Raw genomic sequence first — 21,481 nt, 5'->3', positions numbered from 1 at the left:
TGACGTCAAAACTTTAAACGCTGTAAATATGTTTTTATCCCTATCTGCTAACTATCTCATCTTTATACCTGGTTAACGTTATATTACAGATAAGCGCTTAAAAACAGGCCTGGATCTTGCGTCCTAATGATCCGACATCAAAGCTTCAACACCCTATCCCCTTCTCAAATTCAACCTTCTTTGACAGCTTTCATATCGCCATCTATACATTCTTTTACGCCCATTCTGATGTGATTAAAGGAGATAACCATGAGCATGTATGCAACCCTGGAAGAAGCCATTGATGCCGCGCGGGAGCAGTATCTTGCCGATAACCCGAGCGTGGATGAAGAGAGCGCCAGCGTCGAGCAATTCAATTTCCAGAAGTACGTTTTGCAGGATGGTGACATCATGTGGCAGGCCGAGTTCTTTACCAACGACAGCGAGGAAGGTGAATGCCTGCCGATGCTAAGTGGGGAAGCGGCGCAAAGCGTATTTGACGGTGATTTCGATGAGATTGAACTGCGCCAGGAATGGCTGGAAGAGAATACGCTGCACGAATGGGACGAAGGTGAATTTCAGCTCGAGCCGCCGCTGGACACCGAAGAAGGTCGCACGGCGGCAGACGAGTGGGATGAGCGCTAGCCGTTATTCATACGGCCCGTGGCTGGCGTCAATCGGCAACAGCAAAGTGTCAAAGATCAGCGAAAACGGCAGGTCGAGCACGGTTATGTAGCGCCATGCGCCCTCGCGTACATCCCAGCGTACGCCGGGGTAATATTGGTTTCCGTGCCCTTGCCCCGGCACCGTTCGGCTAATAATGCTGCCGCAGCCGCTCAGCAGACAGGCCATCATCAGTACCGCAATTATTTTACCCACGCATGCACTCCTGTTCAGAACGCGCTGAGTATAACCATCGCTGAATAAAAGGCAAAAAAATGCCGACCCTGAGGTCGGCATTGGCGGTTGCTGACAAAGAGGGAAAAAGCGTGGTTTTTCCCTCTTTGTGGTTATCAGCCGAAAATCAATGAATTGATTTTCCTGTTTTTATTAACGAGCCGTTGGCTATTTTTTCTCTCGCCAAGGGTTTGTCAGCCGTCTGAAATGCCGACCCTGAGGTCGGCATTGTCGCTGAGTTACGGCTTACTTTGCCGTCAGCGCCAGCGGGTTAAGCTGCAGTTTTTTGTAGCTCTCCACCCAGGAGGAGTAACGCTCCGGGTTCGCCCACACGCGGTAATGCAAGCGCGACATGGTCATCGGGTCGCTCAGCAGAACCAGGCGGCGGTCGCGGTTGAGTTTGTCCGGCGTTTCGTTCAGCGCCTGCTCAACGTGACGGTCGCGGGCGATCTCCAGCACCAGACTCTTACGGTGACGAGCCGTGGCCATCGCCGTGCTCAGGGCGTTAAACGACGGGTTAAATACCGCGTGCATAAAGCCATCGTCCAGCGTTCGGCTGCGGTTCAGCTCCAGATAGTTCTCTGTGTCCACCAGCACCTGCGGCGGGGAATACTCTTCCGGGATCAGGAACAGCTTCCAGCGCTTGGTGCGCAGGCCGAGGCTCGCCCGGCTTGAAAGCACGGAAACGAACGGCGACAGGATCAGCGAGAAGACAATCGGTGCCAGCCAGAACAGGAAGCGCAGATCCAGCCAGGCCATGCCCACTGCCCAGACCAGGCCCAGCAGCAGCTGAGAACCATGGCGCATAAAGGCTTCACCCCACGGCGTGGAGTCATCATCACGCTGCGGCGAGTTCCAGACCACTTCCCAGCCCAGGAACGCGCTGACCACAAACACGGTGTGGAACAGCATACGCACCGGTGCCAGCAGCACGGAGAACAGCACTTCAAGCAGCAGTGAACACGTCACTCGCAGGAAGCCGCCGTACTCTTTAGAACCTTTGCACCAGATAAGAATGATGCTCAGCAGCTTAGGCAGGAACAGCAGAACCATCGTCGAGGCAAACAGCGCAATCGCCAGCTCAGGACGCCACTGCGGCCAGACCGGGAACAGCTGCCGCGGCTGGAGGAAGTACTGCGGCTCGGTCAGAGCGTGGACAACCTGCAGCGCGGTCGACAGCGCCAGGAACATAAACCACAGCGGGGCAGACAGGTAGGACATGACGCCGGTCAGGAACACCGCCCGGTGAACCGGGTGCATACCTTTCACCAGGAACAAACGGAAATTCATCAGGTTGCCCTGGCACCAGCGGCGATCGCGTTTCAGCTCGTCCAGCAGGTTCGGCGGCAGTTCTTCGTATGAGCCAGGCAGGTCGTAAGCAATCCACACGCCCCAGCCGGCACGGCGCATCAGCGCAGCTTCGACGAAGTCATGGGAAAGAATCGACCCGGCAAAGTTACCTTCACCCGGCAGCGGCGCCAGCGCACAGTGTTCAATGAACGGCTTCACGCGAATAATGGCGTTGTGGCCCCAGTAGTGGGATTCCCCTAACTGCCAGAAGTGCAGGCCCGCAGTAAAGAGCGGCCCGTAGACGCGGGTAGCGAACTGCTGGCAGCGCGCATACAGCGTGTCCATGCCGGAGGCTTTGGGCGAAGACTGAATAATACCGGCCTTCGGGTTCGCTTCCATCAGGCGCACGAGGTTGGTCAGGCAATCACCGCTCATGACGGAGTCGGCGTCCAGAACCACCATGTAGCTGTACTGGTTACCCCAGCGACGGCAGAAGTCATCGATGTTGCCGCTTTTACGCTTCACGCGACGACGACGACGGCGGTAGAAGATCTGCCCTTCGCCCTGCACTTCCGCAATCAGCTCCATCCAGGCTTTTTGTTCCGCTACGCAGATATCCGGGTTGTAGCTGTCGCTCAGGATATACACATCGAAGTGCGCCTGCTGCCCGGTGGCTTTGACGGATTCCCACGTCGCACGCAGGCCGGCAAACACGCGATCGACGTCTTCATTACAAATCGGCATGATAAGCGCGGTACGGTGCTCAGGGTTGATGGGCTCATCCCCCACCGTTGACGCAGAAATGCTGTATTTGTCTTTGCCCATCAGCAACTGCAGGAAGCCCATCAGCGCGGTCCAGAAACCGGCAGAGACCCAGCAAAACAGTACGGCAAACAGGATCAGGATGCCGCTTTGCAGAATGTACGGCAGCAGTTGCATGAAGGAGACCCACAGATCCTGGCCCCCCATGTCCGCCGGGTTAATCAGCGCCCAGCCCTGGTACGGCAGGATCGTCTTCATGTACCAGGTCGCAACCACGGTTTGTGCCAGCGTGAGGAGCAGCAGAATGTAGCGGCGGATGGTGCCGACGGTACGCCATTTCTGCTCAGAGGCCTCTTCTTCTTTAGACGCGAACTTAGACTTCGTTTCACGCCCAAGCAGGCGATCCCAGAAGCGGCCAATCGGGTTGGTACGCCACGGGTCCGGGAACATAGAAGCACGCGTCGCTTTCGGCATAGCCTGAAGCTGGGTGCGCCCTTCGTCATCGGTGATCAGCTGTTCGCCGCCGAGAGAACCCGGCCAGCTCGTCTCGAGACGAGCTTTTACCGAAGCCAGAGGAGAATCATCCGCTCGTTCAAAGTGGTGATGCTGCGCATCAAGCGCCTCATGCACCGCCTGAAGATCGGACGCAGGCAAAGCCGCCTTCTGCTCAGCAGAAAGCGGGAGTGCTTCGATGTAGTCAGGCGAGAATTCAGTAGACTTATTCATTGGCAGGCAGCTGGTAGCTCCAGGTTTCACTCAATGTCTGCTCGCCGTTAACCAGCGCAGCACGCATATCCGTCGTCTTCTTCTCGTCTTTCAGCTTCACGCGCAGCGTTAAACGCCAGCCTTTGTTGACCGGGTTATAGCGCACCTGGCTGTCAACGATCTCACCGTTATCGCCAATGCTGGTCTGTGCGGTGACCGGCGTGTCGGCTGGCAGTTTTTTCATCTCTGCCCCGGTAAAGTCCACCACAAACGCAATGGTGCCGTCAGGCTGGCGGATCAGGTTAGACTGCTTCACATCCCCGGTAGAACGGCGAGTTTGCAACACATACGCGTTATCCGGCGCATGCATTTTGTCTTCGTCGCGGCTAAAGGTGATGGTGTACTTAAAGTTCATCTCTTTGCCTGGATCCGGCAGCTGATCCGGCGTCCAGTAAGCAACGATATTGTCATTCGTTTCATCGTTGGTTGGGATTTCAACCAGCTCTACGCGGCCCTTACCCCAATCCCCGACCGGTGCAACCCACGCGCTAGGGCGCTGATCGTAACGATCGTCTAAATCTTCAAAGCGGGAGAACTGACGGCCACGCTGCAGCAGGCCAAAGCCGACCGGGTTTTCCGTAGCGTAAGAGCTCACGGCCAGGTGTTTCGGGTTGTTCAGCGGACGCCAGATCCATTCCCCGTTGCCGGCGTGAATAGACAGTCCGTTGGAGTCATGCAGTTCCGGGCGGAAATTAGTGGTTGGTGAAGGCTGATTTGGCCCGAACAGGAACATACTGGTCAGCGGCGCAACGCCCAGCTTGCCTACTTTGTCACGCAGGTAAACTTTCGACTGCACGTTCACCACGGTATCGCGCCCAGGGGTGATAACGAAACGATAAGCCCCGGTCGCTCGTGGGGAATCAAGCAGTGCATACAGGGTTAACGTTTTATCCGTTGGTTTCGGACGTTCAATCCAGTATTCGCGGAAGCGAGGGAACTCTTCACCAGACGGTAAAGCAGTATCAATCGCCAGTCCTCGGGCAGACAGGCCATACACCTGGCCGGCACCAATTACGCGGAAGTAACTCGCTCCGAGCATGCTGACAATTTCATCGTTCTTATCTTTGCTGTTGATCGGATAGAGCACTTTGAACCCGGCAAAACCGAGATCTTTTACGGTGTCTTTATCGTGCTTTACATCACCGAAGTTAAAATAGTCCGGATTGTATTTGATCTGGTGCACCGCGGTGGCGGTCACTTCGTTGATGGTTACCGGCGTGTCGAAGTACATACCCTGATGGTAGAACTCGAGCTTGAATGGGGTCTTGATGTTGCTCCAGTAAGCTTTGTCGTGATTAAACTGGATCTGCTGGTAGTCCGCGTATTTCATCTCGCGGAATTGCGAAGGCAGGTTGCTTTTCGGTGCTTCGTAGCTCTTGCCCGCTAAGGTTTTCGCCTGTTTTGCGACATCGTCGATAGTGAACGCCCAAACCGAGGTGGTATAAAGGGACAACATTACCGCAGCGCCAAGCCAGGACACTTTCATCATATTTGCTTTATGTTTCATATTAACCAGCACATCCCCCTTTGTGTGCTTAAATCAATCTATCCATTTTAATGGAAAGTTTTGCTTTCCGACAACCAAATCACCGCTTTGTTCAGCGTACTGGCTCAGGGTTTAAGCAAAATAAAGACAACTGCTTACGCTTTAAGAGTTCATCCTGGCGACAGGATGACATGCTTAGTGTAGGGTTGCCACGAATATGTAGACTGAACTGGACTTTTAGCCTGATGGGATAGGGTCTTAAGGATAAGACGAATAGTCTGAAAATGTCTGGAGTATTATGAGTAAAGCACCGCAACAACGTGAGTTTTTCCTGGATTCTATTCGTGCATGGTTGATGCTGTTGGGCATTCCATTCCACATTTCGCTCATCTATTCGAGCCATCACTGGCACGTCAATAGCGCGGTCCCCTCCGCGAGCCTGACGCTGTTTAATGATTTTATTCACGCGTTTCGTATGCAGGTGTTCTTCGTTATTTCTGGCTATTTTTCCTACATGTTATTTCTGCGCTACCCGCTGAAACGCTGGTGGACAGTACGCGTAGAGCGCGTCGGCATCCCGATGCTCACCGCAATACCGCTGCTGACGCTGCCTCAGTTCATGATGCTGCAGTACATCAACGACAAAACTGGCATGTGGCATACGCTCACCGGCTATCAAAAATACAATACGCTGGTGTGGGAGCTTGTGTCTCACCTGTGGTTTTTACTGGTCCTGGTGATATTAACGACCCTGGGCATGGTTTTGTTTCAAAAAATTAATAATTTTATAATTAGAAACGAACAGAATAATAATTCACCAATTACCCTGGGAAAACTCTCACTTTTATTTCTCGGCTTCGGCATTTTATACGCCGCTATTCGCCGGACTATTTTTATTATCCACGCGCCGTTATTAAGCGACGGGCTGTTTAATTTCGTGGTGATGCAAACGCTGTTTTATCTGCCGTTCTTTATGCTTGGCGCGCTGACATTCAAACGCGAGTCGCTGAAAATCCTGTTCACCACGCCTTCACGCTGGAGTCAGGTGGGCGCAGTCTTTGCGTTTGCCGCCTATTTATTAAACCAGCGCTACGGCAGCGGCGATGCCTGGATGTACGAAACGGAAAGCGTGATCACCATGCTGATGGGGCTATGGATGGTCAACGTCGTGTTTTCACTGGGCTATAAAATGCTGAATTTTAAATCCGCGCGAGTGACCTATTTCGTTAATGCATCGCTGTTTATCTATCTGGTACACCATCCGCTCACGCTGTTTTTCGGCGCGTTTATCACGCCGCACATCACGTCCAATATTTTAGGTTTCTTCAGCGGGCTGGTCTTTGTAGTCGGTATCGCGCTGCTGCTTTACGAGCTGCACCTGCGCATTCCCCTGCTTCGTTTCCTGTTCTCAGGCAAGCCGAAGGAGAAGGCGGCGACGCCACAATCATTTGCGGGATAACACACTAAAGGCCGGGTATGAACACCGGCCTTTTTTTATCTCTGCGCCAGAAATCTTAGCGACCACAGATTGAAGTTTTATGAAGCTGCCGTGATTTATTTATGACACTCAGCCGCAATCTGCTGATAAATCTGCGTGTTCTCATCATCAAAGCAAACAAATACCACGCGCTCCGGCAGCGGGCGCAGACCAATATATTTGTAAGCAACATCCCACGCTATGCGTGCGGCCTGCGCTTTTGGGAAGCCATACACGCCAGTGCTGATTGCCGGGAAAGCAATTGAGCGGTAGCCGTTAGCGGCGGCTAAATCCAGGCTGTTACGGTAGGCCAGTTCCAAAAGCTCGGCCTCGTTCTGCTCGCCGTCGTGCCAGACAGGCCCCACGGCGTGAATCACCGCTTTTACCGGAATATTCCCGGCCTCGGTAATCACCGCCTGACCTGGGGGGCATTCGCCCTGCAGCTGGCGTACCGCTTTACAGGCTTCCAGCAGCGCAGGTCCGGCGGCGCGATGTATCGCCCCATCCACTCCCCCACCGCCCATCAGCGAAGGGTTTGCCGCGTTGACGATCACATCGACCTCAATCTGCGTGATGTCTCCCTGGACAACCTGTATGCGTTCACTCATTAACCACTCTCCAACTGTACTTTGCCGTAGTCTATTCTCGTCAGACGGGGCGCGTACATGACTATTATCGTTTCCGGACATTTCAACTTTTGAAAATCTCCGGATATCAGCCACAAAAAACCCCGCCTTCACGGGGCCTTTGTTATTGGATTAGAAATCAACAGTCATGGAAAGTTTCAGGGTACGTGGGTCACTTTGCGTAATATACGCCCCGCTGTCGTCGACAGAAGCCCAGTATTTTTCGTTGGTAACGTTTTCGACGTTGGCGCGCCAGGTCAGCGTCTGTTCGTTAACCTTCGTACTGTAGCGCACGCCGAGATCGAGGCGAGTCCAGCCGTTCAGCTTAATGCTGTTGTCGGCGTTGGCGTATTGTGACCCGGTGCGGATCAGCGTCCCCGTCGCAGTGAGGTTCTGCACCCACGGCAGATCCCACTCGCCGCCCACGGACCAGGAGTAACGCGGAACGCCGATCGCATCCTTACCGTCGTTTGTCCCACCGTTAGTCTTCACCATTTCTGGCTGAAGCCACAGGGCACTTCCCAACAGGCGCACGCCGTACACTGGCTCACCAAAGACGTTCAGCTCCATACCGCGGCTGCGCTGTTCGCCATACAGGCCGTACAGATTGTTGCTGTCGAGCATCCCCACCGGCTTTTCGATCTCAAACAGCGCCAGGCTGCCGCCCACGCGGCCGAAGTCCATCTTCATGCCCACTTCGTTCTGCTTCGACTGCACAACCCCGACCACGTTTCCGGCATTGGTTGCTTTAGAGGTTGCTGTCGGCCCAGGCTGCAGCGCTTCAATGTGATTCGCATAGAAAGAAACCGGCTCCCACGGCTTCACCACCAGACCATAAACCGGCGTAACTTTGAAAGCATCAAAGCGTGTTTTAGGGTCTTCCACGCCGGTGTAGCTGTAGTTGCGAACCCGTACATCCTGGCGACGAGCGCCCACGGTCAACAACACCTTATCGTCCAGCGCGGAGAGCGTATCGGACAGCGAAACCCCGCCTGTTATTGTGCGGCTCCGCTGCGTTGGGTCGTCCATATTGCTGCCGGAAGCGACGGTCGGAAAACGACTCAGGTCGAGATAAGACGGATCGTAGATATTATTGCCGACGGCGGTTTTGCTGGATGACATGGTGTAGGCCGCGCGGGTTTTACGGTAAACGCCAGAATAGCCGAGGTTTACGCTATGGCCGATAAAGCCGGTATCAAATTTCCCCCGCACGCCGCCCATGCCGGAGAAAGCGTCGGCGATGTATCGCGTAGACAAACGAGTCTGGCTGGTGTTGCCCTTGTTATCAACAAACTTAGGCACGCTGTAATTGCCTCTTTCGTCGGTTTCGCTGGTGCCCAACGCGCCATAAAGCGTCCAGCTGTTCGCCACATCATACTCGCTGTGCAGCGCAGCAAAACGAGAGCTCATATCTGAGTAAACCCACGGCTGCCCGTAGTTTGTGCGGTTATCCGGCACCTCAGGCATCTGCGTAATAGCGCCAACCCCTACCCCGATACGGCCATTATGTACCGTCATCTTCTGGTAACCGCCGTCGAACGACGTCCGCAGCCTGTCGCCTTTGTAATCCAACCCAACGCTTGCCAACGATGTTCTGTTCTTCTGCTCGCGAACCTCACTCTCGCCTTCACGATGCAGCAGGTTAACGCGGGCGCCAAACTGGTCGTTATCCCCAAACCTGCGGCCAGTATCCAAAGAGCCTCCAACCTGCGAACGTCCGGTGTAATCCACGCCGAGTTGTGTATGTGGTTCGCTGCCTGCACGCTTGGGCTCAATATTAATGGCCCCGCCCACGCCAGATCCGCCCGGAGGAACACCGTTCAGGAAGGCCGTGGAGCCCTTAATCACCTCGACGCGTTCCGCAATAGCCGTGCTGGTGATCTGCCGCGGCAATACGCCATACAGACCGCCGTAAGAAATATCATCCCCGTCTAACAGGAAACCGCGCACGCGGTACGACTCGCCAAAGTTACCGTAGCTGCGCACGGGCTGAATAGTCGCGTCATTACGGATAATGTCGCTGAGGGTATTGGCCTGCTTATCCTCGATCATTTTGGAGGTATAGCCGATGACGTTAAACGGCACGTTGCGCGCATCCTGCTCACCGAGCATGCCCAGGCGACCGCCATTGGCCACCTGCCCGTCCAGGTAAGCAGGCACCAGCTCGTTACCGCCTTCGCGGAACTGCGTATCCGGGGTCGCCGTGACGGTAATGGTCTCTTCTTTGACTAAAGCTTTTTGCTGAGGATTTTCCTGTGGCGCAGCGGCAACAGGCATGCAGGCGGCAGCGATCAACGCTGCGATCAGGCGCGGTTTAAACCCGGCCTGGCGAGGTGGTTGGTGAGGCATTGAAATTTCCTGGTAAAATAAAAACAATTAATGAGAACGATTATGATTTTGATCGTGATTATCGTTTCATCATTAAAAATTGCAAGAAAAATGCCCAGAAGGAGGTTGGCCAGCAAAAACGCCTGGCCACGTAAATAGAGTGGAACTCAAACAGCAGGCACGCCCGGAACGAGCCTGCTTTTAAGGCCTATCAAGCTTTGCGCAGCAGCCAGATAAAGTACGGCGCACCGCAGAGCGTGGCTAACAATCCCGCCGGGATCTGGAACGGGAAGATAAGGCTTCGGCCCAGCCAGTCGGCCAGCAGCATCAGTCCGGCCCCGATAGCAATAGCCACGATAAGCTGGGGCAGTGCGCGGCGGAAGCCGAGCATTCTTGCCATGTGCGGTGCCATCAACCCAACAAAACTTAGTGGCCCCACGCAGAGCGTTGCGGCAGCAACTAGTCCGGCTGCCAGCAGCAGAATACTGATGCGCGATTGACTCAGGGCAATGCCCAGAGCCTGAGCCGTCTCCCCCCCCAGCGGCAGTATAGCGAGCCAGCGGCGCACCAGAGGCGTAAGCCCGATCAGCGCCAGCGCCATGCCCCCGCTCACCAGCGCCTGCTGCCCGGTTACTTTCCAGGTGGAGCCGGACAGCCACGTCAGCACCGACCCGCTGCGCGGATCTCCGCTGGCCAGATAAAGCGTGAGCAGCGTGGCGAAGACGGTACTCAGCGCCACACCGGTCAGCAAAAGCCTTCCCGGAGCCAGCCCGGAGCGGGCTAAAACGAGCATCGCCAGCAGCGTGAGTGCCGCGCCGGCAAAGCCCGCCGGAAGTTGCCAGGCGCTGACGTCGCCGGGAACGAGAAATATCAATAACACGATGGCACAGGCCGCGCCGGAACTCACGCCCAGCACCTCGGGGCTGGCCATCGGATTGCCGGTCATTTTTTGTACCAACGTACCGGCCGCCGCCAGCATTGCGCCCGCGGCAAGCGCCGACAGTACCCTCGGCCAGCGCCACTGCCACATTTCTTGTATGCCGATAAACCAGCCTGCGCTTTCCCGCCCCACGCCCAGCGCGAGCAAGGCAACCAGCGCCAAAACAGCAATAATCAGCAATACCGTAGCGGGGGAAAGTCGGCGTTCCGCAATCGCGCTGGCATCATCAGAAGCCGCCAGACGCTGATGGCGCAGGCGTGGCAATAACCACAGCATTAACGGTGCCCCCACCAGCGCCGTCACGGCGCCGGTCGGCAGTTCTTGCCAATAGCTTCCAACCCACAGGACCAGTTGATCGCTCAGTAACAGCAGCAATGCCCCCGTCGCCATCGAAGCCAGGAGTTTAGGCAGCAGACGTCTCACGCCAAACATGCCGGCCAGGACCGGAGCAAACAAGCCAATAAATCCGATCACGCCTACCACGCTGACCAGCATCGAACTCAGCAGCAGCGCCAAAAATAGCCCGCCCACGCGCACTAAAGCCAGCTTCATCCCCAGCCCACGTAATACGGTGTCATCCAGGGCCAGCATACCCAGCGGGCGAATCATCAGTACGATGAGTACCAGCACGGCCAGAAGCCTCGGCCAAAGAAACTCCACGCCATCCCAGTCGTACTGGTTCAACATCCCGCTGCTCCAGATAAACAGATTTTGCAGGCGTTCATGGTTGAACAATACGAGGAAGCTTTTTACGGCCCCGCAATAAAGGCCCAATACCAGGCCGGCAAGGATTAGCGTAACCGGCGACATTCGTTTACCCCAGGCAGCCCCGAGCACAATACTGCCTACGGCCATTGCGCCAGCCAGCGCCGCAAGCTGTTTGCCGGTTTCCCCTGCCCCCGCCAAAAACAGTGTCGCAAGGGTCAGCCCCAGCTGTGCCCCAGCCGCAACGCCAAGGGTGGCAGGTTCGGCCAGAGGGTTGCGTAGAATATGCTGGAACAGGCAACCGGCCAGCGCCAGCCCGGCGCCGGTAAGCAGCGCAAGCACGGTTCGCGGCAGCAGGCTGTAGTGAAACAGCATCTGCGAAACATCGGTCACCTGAGGCAGCGTTATCGCTTGCCACCATAGCCCGGCAGGCAGCATTTGCTGAAAGTTGTAGCCGGTCAAAAACAGCGTGAAGGCACAGAGTATAAGCAGGATTATGCGCACAGTGCCTCCGGCAGGAGTTGGCAAAAACGCAGCGCCGAGAAGCTGCCGCCGTAAAACCATACCGCTGGCAGCAGGTGTAACTGGCCCTCGCGCACGAAAGGCATAACCTGCCATAGTGCAGATTTCGCCACCGTTTTGACCGGATCGTCATCACCGTGCATAAAGCAAATAGCCGTAACATTTTCCAGCCTGACCAGCGTTTCAATGCCCACAATGGCGCTGCCCCAGGCATTGGTTTTCCCGTCCCAGGCGTTACGCATCCCCAGCCGTTCCAGCAGGTCGTTAAACAGGCTGTTACGGCCAAAGATCATCACCCGGCGGCTATCAAGAAATGAAAACATCACCAGCGGGTTGGGATTACCCGGCAGCTTTGCGCGGGTGGCGGCCATCTGCTGGTGAAAATGGGCCAGATGTTCGGTAGCCTGCTGCTCCCGCCCTAAAAACTGCCCGAGCCTCAGAAGATCCTTTTCCAACAGCGCCAGCGGGCGGCCAGAGGCATCATTAAAGGCCGTCGACCAACAGGGAGCGATAGGTGTTAAATCTGACTCAGCCGGCCCGAAGCCTTTGGAAATGAGAAAGAGAGAAGGAGTGAGACGCTGCATCAGCTCGCGGTTAGGCTCGTTTCTCAGCCCAACGTCAACGACGGTTTCAGGCAACGTTGGCTCCCCTACCCAGCGGTGATAATTACGTTTATCGGCAATCGCCATCGGCATAATCCCGAGCGCCAGCAGCATTTCAACCGGTCGCCATTCCAGGGCAATAATACGTGCGACATCAAAGCGGCGGGCATCAGCCTGGCAGGGAAGAATGGCCGCCAGAGGCAGCAGGGAGGCTAGCGCCAGCAGGCGTCGGCGGCTTAAAGAAACGTCCATATAAATAGCAATAGTTATCGTTCTAATTAAGTTTTACACATTATGCCGCCAGCCGCCGCCAACGCAATCAAAAACTCAGCTAGCGGCCGGGCATTATTTAGAAGACAAGGCGTTTGCGCTCTTCCTGACTAAGTCTGCGGGGTTCAAACTGATGGTGCGTAAACGTTATCTCCGTGGCGTCATCCTCCACGTCATTCAGCTCAATTCGGTCCAGCGACTTCTCACCATAAAGCGTAATCGAGCGGAACAGCCCGCTGAGCGTTTTCTCAAAGGGAATTAATACCAGCCGCCATTTTCCCTCCCCCAGATCGGAAAACTCGCTGATGAAGTCTTTCTCAAGCGCTTTTCGATCGAGATAAAACAGCGTACGCAGCAGCTGGTTGAACTGAAACATTTGCGGATTGTTCTCCGCGGTGATTGCCTGCGGCGGCTGATTACCCATCACCTGAACCATCCGATTTTCCCCAACAACCAGTCCCATCGGGAAAGGCTGACGCTGCTGCCACCACAGCCCTTTATGCTTTGTCACCACAATCCGCCCGCTGGAATGCAGCGGCTGCGCCATGCCTTTTATCTGGCGCTCCTGCTCAAACTGCGCCCGCATTACCGGCACGGCGGCAAATCGCTTTTGGATGTCATCCAGCGTTACCGCCCCGGTCACCTGCGCCACCAGCAGAAGAGAAAGGAGCAAACTTTTTTTCACAGCAATAACCCTATGCGTTCAACTGAAATCGATCCGCGTTAGTTTACTCTGCTATGTGGTCTGAAACCAAAAATACACAGCCCGCGTTAAACGGGCCGTGGCGTTATTGATAGGTAACGTACAGCACTGCTGTTTTGTGCTGTGGGTCGAGGTATTTCACACGGGTTTGCATCGTACTGTCATTATGAAGGGTAATACCATCCAGGGAGCTAAGGGCAACGGTCTGAGTGACGGGTTTGCCTTTTTCGGTGCAGGTCATGGCGACATTGGAGCTGGCCGACGTCCACTGACAGCCGCCTTCTACTATTTCACCTCGAAAATGAATGATGCCAGAGGATGCAGCCTGAGACAGCGGTGAAACCGCGATGCCCAGCGCCAGACAAAGCAAATACTGCTGAAAACTTGCTTTCACGTTTATTACTCCTCGATTGCTGTCGTCCCTGAAGGTTATCGGCAGAAAATCAAAGATAATTAAACAGTGATCCATGTTTTTTGTTCTTGCAATACTTCCGTCACATATATTTGTTTGCGGTCAAGACTTCCCCGGCTTTTGCCACTGTTGCTGAAGGTGAAAGGCTTTTCCGTCGCTCAGGGTAACAATGACCGTGACGCTGTCTCCGGGGTCAATATTCAAACTTAGCTGCGACAGATCGACGGGCTGATGTGCTTTTATAAACAGTTCGCTGCTTTGGTGGCTGGAGCTTTTCCCCGACGGGCCAGTTTTGGTTGCCACCAGCGTCAAGGTGCACTGGCAATCCGCCGCCAGCGTCGCGACAGGCGTTATTGTGTAGATGTTTTCCTGCTGCCGGGTATTAAACGTCAGCTGACTTGAGAGTGCGGCAAGCAATACCAGGGTATGCATACAACCTCCAAAGAAAAACAGGGCCGTCGGCCCTGTTCACGCGATAGCCAGGTCGCTTTAGTACTGAGACGCAGTGGCGTGGTTACCGTTGCCGAACTGGGTGACCGACACCAGAGAGCTGGATGCCGTCTGATTAACCACTGCCCCGTTGTTGGTCCCGAACTGCTGAACATCAATCTGCGCGTTTTTCCCGTTCCACTGGCTGATGGTGGCATTGTTACCGTAGCCATCCTGCAGCAATTTAATATCGCTGCTGTCAGAGCCCTGGCCAACTTTTGCACCATTCACCGTGCCCAGCTGTTTAATTTCAGTCTTCGAATAGAACGCATTCGACTGCAGCGCTGTGGCATTATTTCCGTTACCCTGCTGATATATTTTCAAGGTCGAGTGCTGAGCCTGCTGCGGATAGGTCGCCATTGCACCTGCGGAAACAACCAGTGCTGCTAATGCTGCCACTTTGAAAAGATTCATACTAAAACCCCCATCGGATTGATAGTTTCAGCCCAAATATTTTGCTTATCGCTGAATAATGCGAATCGCCATTTGTGACTGGTTTTGAACAACAACTGCTGACTTCTGGGTACCGTACTGGGTAATGTTTGCTTTATTACCAGAACCTCGTTGGATAATAAGCGCCGCATTACCAAATGAATCCTGCTTAATACTCGCCTCGTTGGCGTTACCCTCTTGCGAGATATAAGCAAGGTTATAACTGCCTGATTGTTCAATGTTTGCCCGGTTTCCTGCTCCGCTTTGCGTAACCTCAGAAAGTTGCTTCTGCCCCCGCTGAACTACTGCAGCATTATTATTGCTACCAGACTGGCCAATAATGGCCGTTTGATTAAATTGAGGTTTACTCAATTCATTGACAGCAAAATTGTATTCAGCAGTGGCGAGATCGTTACTCGCTGCAAAACAATGGCTCGCCAGGCCAGCGAACATTATAGAAATAAAATATTTTTTCATTCTGTCACCCTGAACCAGATAATGCCGGAACAATATGACGCGTTATGTTCAGGTCAAGCATAACGGACCAACAATAATGTGTTATTGCATCTTTACGCAAATGAGTATGTTACGACAACAATTAAAAATATCTCATGCTGGGGTGGTATTTTGCATTATAAAATTCACACCAAAGTATTAATACGAAACAAAAATAGATAATCATCACTATTACAACCACCTAATCCAGGGATCGGATAAACATTAGCATACTTATTTAAAGTCACCTTCACTCTCACTGACTTAGCACAACTTAAGCGATGCTTAGTCAGTTTATGAAAAAACTTCGTCATCATGATCAGTTTTCTTAAGCGAAGCGGCTGAATGCTGGAAACGCAGTTTTTAAAATTATGAACAGAGTGCATAAAACAAAAAAACAAAAAATAAAACACATAAAATACAATCGATTAATATTATAAATCAAACTTAATTTTCTATACAGAAAGAAAAAAAAGTACAACTTTCTGCTTAAAATTAAATAGACAACATCTTTAATTGAAACATTTTAATATCTCAAGAAACATTTAGTTACATAGTTAACACTTGCGTTAAAATATCCAATCGCTAAATTGGAAACAGTTACCACTTCTTCAGTTAATTTTCTTTTGCTGACCGAAATAAAATCATTTCGGTGATTAAAACTATTTAACATACAGCACCGTCGCGACATTCTTCACGTTATAGAGAATTAATTCTTATTAATTCAAAAGGTAGCGACATAAACCAGGTGGAGTTTCATCATGTATAATGAAGTCCATGCCCTTCAGGGCCCTACGTTATTGTTAATGACAAAACCCTCTCTCCAGGCTTCAGCCTTATTACAGCACCTGCGCGCCTCGTTAGAAATAAATGGCCGTATTCATAATATTCAACGCCCACTGGATGAGTTTCCCGGTAATGTTCTGATTTTGTTTGATATGGCGGAAACAGATAAAAAGACCATTCTATTCTGGCAGGATAAACTAAGTCGTAAAAACAGTCAGATAAAATTGTTGTTACTCAATACGCCGGAGGAGTATCCCTTCCGGGAGATTGAAAGCTGGCCACACATCAATGGCGTTTTTTATCTTGCTGCAGAAGAGCCCAAAGTCATCGAGGGACTGCGCGGGGTACTGGCTGGCGAATGTTACTTCTCGCAGAAACTGGCCAGTTATCTGATCAGCCACTCCGGCAACTACCGGTTTAACAACGCCGAGTCATCCCGCCTGACGCAGCGCGAAAAGGAAATACTGAATAAGCTGCGCGTTGGCTCTTCCAATGTTGAAATCGCGCGTTCGCTGTTTATCAGCGAGAACACGGTCAAAACGCACCTGTATAACCTGTTCAGAAAGATAGCCGTCAAGAATCGAACTCAGGCGGTTTCCTGGGCCAACGATAATCTTCGGCGATAGCCTCATGAAACGTTCAGCTGCATTTACGCTGGCAGCTTGCTGCTGCCTGATAAGCAGTGTCCTGGCCGAAGAAGTCGAGATCCCTGGACTGCTGACAGACCATACCGTCACCTCCGTTGGCCACAGCTTTTATCGCGCCTTCAGCGATAAATGGGAAAGCAACTATACCGGTAATTTAACCATCAACGAGCGCCCCAGCGCCCGCTGGGGGAGCTGGATAACGATTACCGCAGGCCAGGATGTTGTTTATCAGGCTTTTCTTTTTCCCACAAAACGCGACTTTGACAAAAACGTTGACGTTGCACTGGTCCATACCGATGAGGCGCTTAAACGCAGGCTGATCGATAAGCAACTATTGAGCACCAGCGATTTAACCCACGATGAATTCTAGGAGACGATGATGCGTATTTATCATGCCGTACTGCCCGTGCTGTTATTTACGCCGCTGGCCTGGGGCGGGAATATGGTTTTCCAGTTTGTGAACCCCAATTTTGGCGGTAACCCCAATAACGGCGCCTATTTGTTAAATTCCGCCCAGGCGCAAAACTCTTATAAAGATCCCAGCTACAGCAGCGATCTTGGCATTCAAATGCCCAGCGCGTTGGATAACTTCACCCAGGCGCTGCAGTCGCAGGTGCTGGGGGGGCTGCTGACCAATATTAATACCGGTAAACCAGGGCACATGGTCACCAATGATTTTATCGTCGATATTGCCAACACTGACGGCCAGCTTCAGCTCAACGTCACCGACCGCAAAACCGGCAAAACGTCAACCATTCAGGTATCCGGCCTGCAGGCAAATTCCACGAATTTTTAGTGGCTTAAAATCATAATACCTCTGAAAGGATCACTATCATGCAGCGCATACTTCTGATTATGGCGGTGTTTTTATTAAGTGGTTGTTTGATGGCGCCGCCGAAAGAAGCCGCCAGGCCAACGTTATTACCGCGCGCGCAAAGTTACCTCGACCTGACGCATTTGCCGGAAGCAAAAGGTAAGCTATATGTTTCGGTGTATAACATTCAGGACGAAACGGGCCAGTTCAAGCCCTATCCTGCCAGCAACTTTTCTACCGCCGTACCGCAGAGCGCGACGTCTATGCTGGTCACGGCATTGAAGGATTCCCGCTGGTTTATCCCCCTTGAACGCCAGGGGCTGCAAAACCTGCTAAACGAACGCAAAATTATTCGTGCCGCCCAGGAAAATGGCACCGTGGCCGATAATAACCGCGCCCCGCTGCACTCTCTGATGGCGGCCAATGTGATGATTGAAGGCTCGATCATTGGCTACGAGAGTAACGTGAAGTCGGGTGGCGCGGGCGCTCGCTACTTTGGCATTGGGGCCGACACGCAGTACCAGCTTGATCAAATTGCCGTTAATTTAAGGGTGGTGGACGTCAGCACCGGCGAAGTTATGTCGTCCGTCAACACCAGCAAAACGATCCTGTCATACGAGGTGCAAGCCGGCGTCTTTCGGTTTATTGATTATCAGCGTCTGCTGGAAGGTGAAGTGGGCTATACCAGCAACGAGCCGGTCATGCTGTGCCTGATGTCCGCCATTGAAACGGGGGTCATCTATCTGGTCAACGACGGTATCGACCGGGGACTCTGGGATCTGCAGAACCCGGCCGATGTTAACAATCCGGTGCTGGTGAAATACAAACAGCTCTCAACGCCGCCCGCTTCCTGAGACGCTCTGCATCGATAAAAAAACCAGCTTTCGCTGGTTTTTTTATTCGCTTAACAATGAGCTAGCTTTCGGTTTTGGCTTGTCCCGCCGGGCAGCGAGCCACAACCCACTGTTTTTCATGGCAAAGCCAAACACCAGACCTAAAAGCAACGAAGGTACAACGTTGTGCCACTCACCCTGATTGGCAAAGGTTGCACAGGCGCCGATAAACGTCCCGGGGACAAACGAGAGCAAAATATGGCGCGCCTGCATACACATCAGGAAGGCGACTACGCCGGTCATGATGTAGCCCAGGATTTCCGCCTGCGGCGCCAGCGCGCTGCCATGAATAATCACCAGCGCCCACAGCACGCCGCTGCACAGCGTACACAGGGAAATAAAAAGCCCCTTCATACCGCCCTGCGGACAGGCAAAATAAGCGGTACAGCCGAGGAAACCGGCCCAGCCCAGCAGGCCGAGGCTCACCGCCACCCAGCCCCAAAGGCCTGAGAGAATACCGGTGGTGATTGATAATGGAATAAGTGTCTTCATGGCGCAGTATCATAGCAGAGGCCGGGTCAACCACTACGATCTGGCGCACGTTTTTTGTAAATAAGAAATCAGCGTTACATTTTAATTGTGATAAACATCACAATTATTCTTCCTCTGATTCCTGCAGCTCATCGCGCATGGCCTGCAGTGCCTCACGGCTGATCGCCGCCAGCGTTCGGTAGAATGGCGTTGTGGCATGGGCTTCAACTTTCCCCAAGAAAGTCCCGCACCACGGCATCAGGTAGTCATCAAACAGCGTCACCTGCGCTTCAAACTCATCTTCCTGAGACTGGTCTTCAAGCCACGAGGCCGCCAGCAATAGCGTCCCAAAATGATCGGCCGGCGACTCACCCAGCGGCATGCCACGCTGCTTCAGGAACTGGCGCACTTCGCCTTCATCGCTCCCCTCTTCCCATGCGGAACGGAATGGCGGCACGCTGCATTTTTCGCCGACAAACAAAGCGTTAAAGTCGGCCGCCAGCAGCTGCGGATCGCAGCTATTTTGCAGCCGGCCCAACAGTTCATCCTGCTCCAGTGGCCAGCTTGCCGCCAGTTTCCCTTCACGGATCAGCGTAAAAAGAGGCACCAACAGGGGATCCTGCGGCTGGCGATAAAAAAGCGATCCGAGTACGCGGCAAATAATTGAAAATTCATTCATGACTGGCTCTATCCATTACGGGTGTTAATTACAGTGTGGCAAATTCAGCAATTGGCGCCATTCCACGGGCCTCCAGAAAGCCCAGCAGGCGCTGCGGAGAGACGTTAAGGATCCGCTCTTCCGGGAAATTGATTTCGTCGAGGATTTTACGGCATTCGGTGAAATCCCCCAGCGTAAAAGCAGTGTGAGAGTCAGATCCTAACGCCAGCCAGCCACCTGCATCGCGCACGGCTTCGGCAATAGCGCGGCAGTTTGGGCCGCTGCCAATGCGCGAATGGGTAAACGAAGAATTATTCAGCTCCAGCGCGACGTTATACTTCGCCGCCGCCGCCGCAACAGCTGGGATATCAATCTCAAACTTAGGATTCCCCGGATGGCTGATGATATGTACGTCGCCGTTCGCCATCGTCGCGATCATCGCTTCGGTGTGGGTGGCTTTATCTTTGGGCGGGAACACCGGCTCATGGAAGCCTGCGATAATTAAATCCAGCGCGTCCAGCATCGGGCCGGTGCAGTCTATTTCCCCGGCAGTGTTTTTAATGTTCGACTCAATACCGCGCAAAATGCCGACGCCATCGACCAATCGTGGCCAGATGCGCATATTAATAAAGTGCCAGTAATGCGGCGCATCCGCCATATCCGGGCCGTGGTCGGTAATGGCGAACAGCTTGATACCTTTGGCTTTCGCAACGGCAATATAATCGTGGAGGGTACTGTAGGCGTGGGTGCTGGCAACGGTATGCATATGCAGGTCAACGGGGTACATGGCTTTCTCCTTTTCTATTTTGAAGTAAGGATACCAGCAATCCATGACAATTTTTAGCCTGCTTCTGGAACGTTATCAGCCCGGCCAAAGCCGGGCTTGATGCTTAATAGCCGTGCTGAAGTGAGACTTCACCGGAAACGGCTTCACCGTTTTCCAGTTGAGTAATCGTTTTTGCTATATAGGCAATCGCCTCATCAGGACGAGTTACCGCTGCAACATGCGGCGTAATTGCCACGCGAGGATGCGCCCATAGCGGATTATTTTCCGGCAGCGGCTCTTTAGAGAAGACGTCCAGCATTGCGCCCTTGAGCTGCCCGGCATCCAACGCCGCAAGCAGATCGGCCTCGACAAGGTGAACCCCGCGCGCGAGATTTATCACGTAGGACTCTTTAGCCAATTGACTCAACAATTCACGATTGATGATGCCGACGGTTTGCGGCGTATTAGGCAGCAAGTTGATCAACACGCGGGTGCCGCTTAAAAAGGCAGGCAGCGCTTCGCCACCGGCAAAACTTTCTACGCCAGGGAAATCTTTCTTACTGCGGCTCCAGCAGCGAACCGGGAAGCCCCAGGCCACAAGACTTTCAGCGACTTTACCGCCCAGCACGCCTGCGCCAAGGATCCCAATGGTGAAATCCTCGCGACGATAATCGTCCAGCGGCTGCCATTTCCCCTGCTGTTTTTGTCTCTGGTAATCGTCAAAACGACGGAACCAGTGCAGCACCTGGCTGACCGCATACTCCTGCATCTGCAGCCCCATGCCGGTATCTTCGAGGCGGAACAGCGGCACGCCGTCAGGCAGCATGTCAGGATGAGCCTGAAGTTTGCTGAGAATAGCGTCTACGCCCGCCCCCAGCGCAAATACACCTTTTAGCCCTTTACGGCCGCTAAGCATTTCCACCGGAGGATGCCAGACAAGGGCGTAATCCGCGGATTGTTGGTCCCCTTGCTTCCACTGGCGAACGCGTGCGCCAGGTAAAGCCTGCTGAAGGCGATTCAGCCAGTACTCGGTGTCAAAAGTGGGGTGATGAAAAATAACGTCCATACTGCCTCCTTTTTTTCTTAGGCTTGCGCGAATCGACTCCCCATGCAAGCCCCAAAGTAATAAAAAGCAGCATCTTGTGGTGGTTTAAGAATCAAGTTGGATGAAGTTTGGCTAAACGCACCAAAAACATGAAATTAGCATTGACGGCGAAGCCTATTTTCCCTAAATTAGCGCCCGTTCCAGCAGCGCTGGGGCAACAA

The 21,481-nt window shown here is 53.3% G+C and carries 22 protein-coding genes; 6 read left to right on the top strand and 16 right to left on the bottom strand.

Features of this window, described 5'->3' with window-relative positions; all coding sequences use genetic code 11:
- Positions 1–249: 249 nt before the first annotated feature.
- Complete coding sequence (locus ACR6JA_RS00965; protein WP_213715873.1) at positions 250–624, top strand: MysB family protein; 375 nt, start codon at positions 250–252, stop codon at positions 622–624.
- 3 nt (positions 625–627) lie between these two features.
- Here the strand turns inward: ACR6JA_RS00965 and ACR6JA_RS00960 are convergent, their stop codons facing one another.
- From ACR6JA_RS00960 to mdoG, 3 genes are all read right to left on the bottom strand, one after another.
- Positions 628–849 (bottom strand): YceK/YidQ family lipoprotein, encoded by a 222-nt coding sequence (locus tag ACR6JA_RS00960; protein WP_434082332.1) that lies wholly within the window; start codon positions 847–849, stop codon positions 628–630.
- Positions 850–1,122: 273 nt separating this feature from the next.
- Entirely contained in the window at positions 1,123–3,654 is a 2,532-nt protein-coding gene (gene mdoH / locus ACR6JA_RS00955; RefSeq protein ID WP_494493336.1) for a glucans biosynthesis glucosyltransferase MdoH, read from the bottom strand.
- Entirely contained in the window at positions 3,647–5,182 is a 1,536-nt protein-coding gene (gene mdoG / locus ACR6JA_RS00950; RefSeq protein WP_166876537.1) for a glucans biosynthesis protein MdoG, read from the bottom strand. Before mdoG ends, mdoH begins: the two co-directional genes overlap by 8 nt.
- Positions 5,183–5,477: 295 nt before the next feature.
- Between mdoG and mdoC the strand changes: the two genes are divergently transcribed.
- On the top strand, positions 5,478–6,638 hold the full coding sequence (gene mdoC / locus ACR6JA_RS00945) for a glucans biosynthesis protein MdoC (protein ID WP_494493335.1): 1,161 nt from the start codon (positions 5,478–5,480) through the stop codon (positions 6,636–6,638).
- 95 nt (positions 6,639–6,733) lie between these two features.
- Here mdoC and ymdB read toward each other — a convergent pair whose 3' ends face one another.
- The 9 genes from ymdB to csgB all read right to left on the bottom strand — a co-directional run bounded on the left by ymdB (position 6,734) and on the right by csgB (position 15,162).
- A complete protein-coding gene (ymdB, locus tag ACR6JA_RS00940; RefSeq protein ID WP_494493334.1) occupies positions 6,734–7,264 on the bottom strand; it encodes an O-acetyl-ADP-ribose deacetylase in 531 nt (176 codons plus the stop codon).
- 150 nt (positions 7,265–7,414) lie between these two features.
- Positions 7,415–9,631: a TonB-dependent receptor gene (locus tag ACR6JA_RS00935; protein WP_494493333.1), complete on the bottom strand. Its 2,217-nt coding sequence runs from the start codon at positions 9,629–9,631 to the stop codon at positions 7,415–7,417.
- A gap of 190 nt (positions 9,632–9,821) precedes the next feature.
- A complete protein-coding gene (gene fhuB / locus ACR6JA_RS00930; RefSeq protein WP_434082331.1) occupies positions 9,822–11,819 on the bottom strand; it encodes a Fe(3+)-hydroxamate ABC transporter permease FhuB in 1,998 nt (665 codons plus the stop codon).
- Positions 11,750–12,631 carry a Fe(3+)-hydroxamate ABC transporter substrate-binding protein FhuD gene (fhuD, locus tag ACR6JA_RS00925; protein ID WP_166993724.1) on the bottom strand — a complete coding sequence of 294 codons (882 nt, stop codon included), beginning with the start codon at positions 12,629–12,631 and terminating at the stop codon, positions 11,750–11,752. The genes fhuB and fhuD overlap by 70 nt, the downstream gene beginning before the upstream one ends.
- 97 nt (positions 12,632–12,728) lie before the next feature.
- Positions 12,729–13,334: an outer membrane lipoprotein carrier protein LolA gene (locus ACR6JA_RS00920; RefSeq protein ID WP_213715878.1), complete on the bottom strand. Its 606-nt coding sequence runs from the start codon at positions 13,332–13,334 to the stop codon at positions 12,729–12,731.
- Positions 13,335–13,437: 103 nt separating this feature from the next.
- Complete coding sequence (locus tag ACR6JA_RS00915; protein ID WP_008453554.1) at positions 13,438–13,746, bottom strand: YmdA family protein; 309 nt, start codon at positions 13,744–13,746, stop codon at positions 13,438–13,440.
- A gap of 120 nt (positions 13,747–13,866) precedes the next feature.
- A complete protein-coding gene (gene csgC, locus ACR6JA_RS00910; RefSeq protein ID WP_213715879.1) occupies positions 13,867–14,196 on the bottom strand; it encodes a curli assembly chaperone CsgC in 330 nt (109 codons plus the stop codon).
- Between the two features lie 57 nt (positions 14,197–14,253).
- Positions 14,254–14,667 carry a curli major subunit CsgA gene (csgA, locus tag ACR6JA_RS00905; protein WP_008453557.1) on the bottom strand — a complete coding sequence of 138 codons (414 nt, stop codon included), beginning with the start codon at positions 14,665–14,667 and terminating at the stop codon, positions 14,254–14,256.
- Positions 14,668–14,712: 45 nt separating this feature from the next.
- On the bottom strand, positions 14,713–15,162 hold the full coding sequence (gene csgB, locus ACR6JA_RS00900) for a curli minor subunit CsgB (protein ID WP_213715880.1): 450 nt from the start codon (positions 15,160–15,162) through the stop codon (positions 14,713–14,715).
- Positions 15,163–15,941: 779 nt separating this feature from the next.
- On the opposite strand from csgB, the gene csgD reads away from it, so the two are divergent.
- The 4 genes from csgD to csgG are packed head-to-tail and all read left to right on the top strand — an operon-like array spanning position 15,942 to position 18,281.
- Positions 15,942–16,592: a biofilm master transcriptional regulator CsgD gene (csgD, locus tag ACR6JA_RS00895; protein WP_494493332.1), complete on the top strand. Its 651-nt coding sequence runs from the start codon at positions 15,942–15,944 to the stop codon at positions 16,590–16,592.
- 4 nt (positions 16,593–16,596) lie between these two features.
- Positions 16,597–16,983 (top strand): curli production assembly/transport protein CsgE, encoded by a 387-nt coding sequence (csgE, locus tag ACR6JA_RS00890; protein ID WP_008453562.1) that lies wholly within the window; start codon positions 16,597–16,599, stop codon positions 16,981–16,983.
- Positions 16,984–16,992: 9 nt separating this feature from the next.
- Positions 16,993–17,409 (top strand): curli production assembly/transport protein CsgF, encoded by a 417-nt coding sequence (csgF, locus tag ACR6JA_RS00885; protein ID WP_494493331.1) that lies wholly within the window; start codon positions 16,993–16,995, stop codon positions 17,407–17,409.
- Between the two features lie 38 nt (positions 17,410–17,447).
- Positions 17,448–18,281, top strand: a complete 834-nt coding sequence (gene csgG, locus ACR6JA_RS00880) for a curli production assembly/transport protein CsgG (RefSeq protein ID WP_166875247.1) — start codon at positions 17,448–17,450, stop codon at positions 18,279–18,281.
- A 42-nt stretch (positions 18,282–18,323) separates the two neighbouring features.
- Here csgG and ACR6JA_RS00875 read toward each other — a convergent pair whose 3' ends face one another.
- From ACR6JA_RS00875 to ghrA, 4 genes are all read right to left on the bottom strand, one after another.
- On the bottom strand, positions 18,324–18,812 hold the full coding sequence (locus ACR6JA_RS00875; RefSeq protein ID WP_213715882.1) for a DUF1097 domain-containing protein: 489 nt from the start codon (positions 18,810–18,812) through the stop codon (positions 18,324–18,326).
- 103 nt (positions 18,813–18,915) lie between these two features.
- Complete coding sequence (locus ACR6JA_RS00870; protein ID WP_039291744.1) at positions 18,916–19,470, bottom strand: TorD/DmsD family molecular chaperone; 555 nt, start codon at positions 19,468–19,470, stop codon at positions 18,916–18,918.
- Positions 19,471–19,498: 28 nt separating this feature from the next.
- On the bottom strand, positions 19,499–20,236 hold the full coding sequence (locus ACR6JA_RS00865) for a phosphatase (protein WP_008453572.1): 738 nt from the start codon (positions 20,234–20,236) through the stop codon (positions 19,499–19,501).
- 103 nt (positions 20,237–20,339) lie between these two features.
- Entirely contained in the window at positions 20,340–21,281 is a 942-nt protein-coding gene (gene ghrA, locus ACR6JA_RS00860) for a glyoxylate/hydroxypyruvate reductase GhrA (protein ID WP_213715883.1), read from the bottom strand.
- Positions 21,282–21,481: the final 200 nt, after the last annotated feature.

It is taken from the genome of Cedecea sp. B1(4) (assembly GCF_059414925.1).
The sequence above is the reverse complement of the archived record's forward strand: the minus strand, read 5'-3'. Positions and strand labels throughout refer to the sequence as shown.

Bases quoted from the DNA above. Each gene is read 5' to 3' on its own strand.
- ACR6JA_RS00965 (WP_213715873.1), top strand. From the start codon at position 250: ATGAGCATGTATGCAACCCTGGAAGAAGCCATTGATGCCGCGCGGGAG.
- mdoH (WP_494493336.1), bottom strand. From the start codon at position 3,654: ATGAATAAGTCTACTGAATTCTCGCCTGACTACATCGAAGCACTCCCG.
- mdoG (WP_166876537.1), bottom strand. From the start codon at position 5,182: ATGATGAAAGTGTCCTGGCTTGGCGCTGCGGTAATGTTGTCCCTTTAT.
- mdoC (WP_494493335.1), top strand. From the start codon at position 5,478: ATGAGTAAAGCACCGCAACAACGTGAGTTTTTCCTGGATTCTATTCGT.
- ymdB (WP_494493334.1), bottom strand. From the start codon at position 7,264: ATGAGTGAACGCATACAGGTTGTCCAGGGAGACATCACGCAGATTGAG.
- ACR6JA_RS00935 (WP_494493333.1), bottom strand. From the start codon at position 9,631: ATGCCTCACCAACCACCTCGCCAGGCCGGGTTTAAACCGCGCCTGATC.
- fhuB (WP_434082331.1), bottom strand. From the start codon at position 11,819: ATGGTTTTACGGCGGCAGCTTCTCGGCGCTGCGTTTTTGCCAACTCCT.
- fhuD (WP_166993724.1), bottom strand. From the start codon at position 12,631: ATGGACGTTTCTTTAAGCCGCCGACGCCTGCTGGCGCTAGCCTCCCTG.
- csgC (WP_213715879.1), bottom strand. From the start codon at position 14,196: ATGCATACCCTGGTATTGCTTGCCGCACTCTCAAGTCAGCTGACGTTT.
- csgA (WP_008453557.1), bottom strand. From the start codon at position 14,667: ATGAATCTTTTCAAAGTGGCAGCATTAGCAGCACTGGTTGTTTCCGCA.
- csgB (WP_213715880.1), bottom strand. From the start codon at position 15,162: ATGAAAAAATATTTTATTTCTATAATGTTCGCTGGCCTGGCGAGCCAT.
- csgD (WP_494493332.1), top strand. From the start codon at position 15,942: ATGTATAATGAAGTCCATGCCCTTCAGGGCCCTACGTTATTGTTAATG.
- csgE (WP_008453562.1), top strand. From the start codon at position 16,597: ATGAAACGTTCAGCTGCATTTACGCTGGCAGCTTGCTGCTGCCTGATA.
- csgF (WP_494493331.1), top strand. From the start codon at position 16,993: ATGCGTATTTATCATGCCGTACTGCCCGTGCTGTTATTTACGCCGCTG.
- csgG (WP_166875247.1), top strand. From the start codon at position 17,448: ATGCAGCGCATACTTCTGATTATGGCGGTGTTTTTATTAAGTGGTTGT.
- ACR6JA_RS00875 (WP_213715882.1), bottom strand. From the start codon at position 18,812: ATGAAGACACTTATTCCATTATCAATCACCACCGGTATTCTCTCAGGC.
- ACR6JA_RS00870 (WP_039291744.1), bottom strand. From the start codon at position 19,470: ATGAATGAATTTTCAATTATTTGCCGCGTACTCGGATCGCTTTTTTAT.
- ACR6JA_RS00865 (WP_008453572.1), bottom strand. From the start codon at position 20,236: ATGTACCCCGTTGACCTGCATATGCATACCGTTGCCAGCACCCACGCC.
- ghrA (WP_213715883.1), bottom strand. From the start codon at position 21,281: ATGGACGTTATTTTTCATCACCCCACTTTTGACACCGAGTACTGGCTG.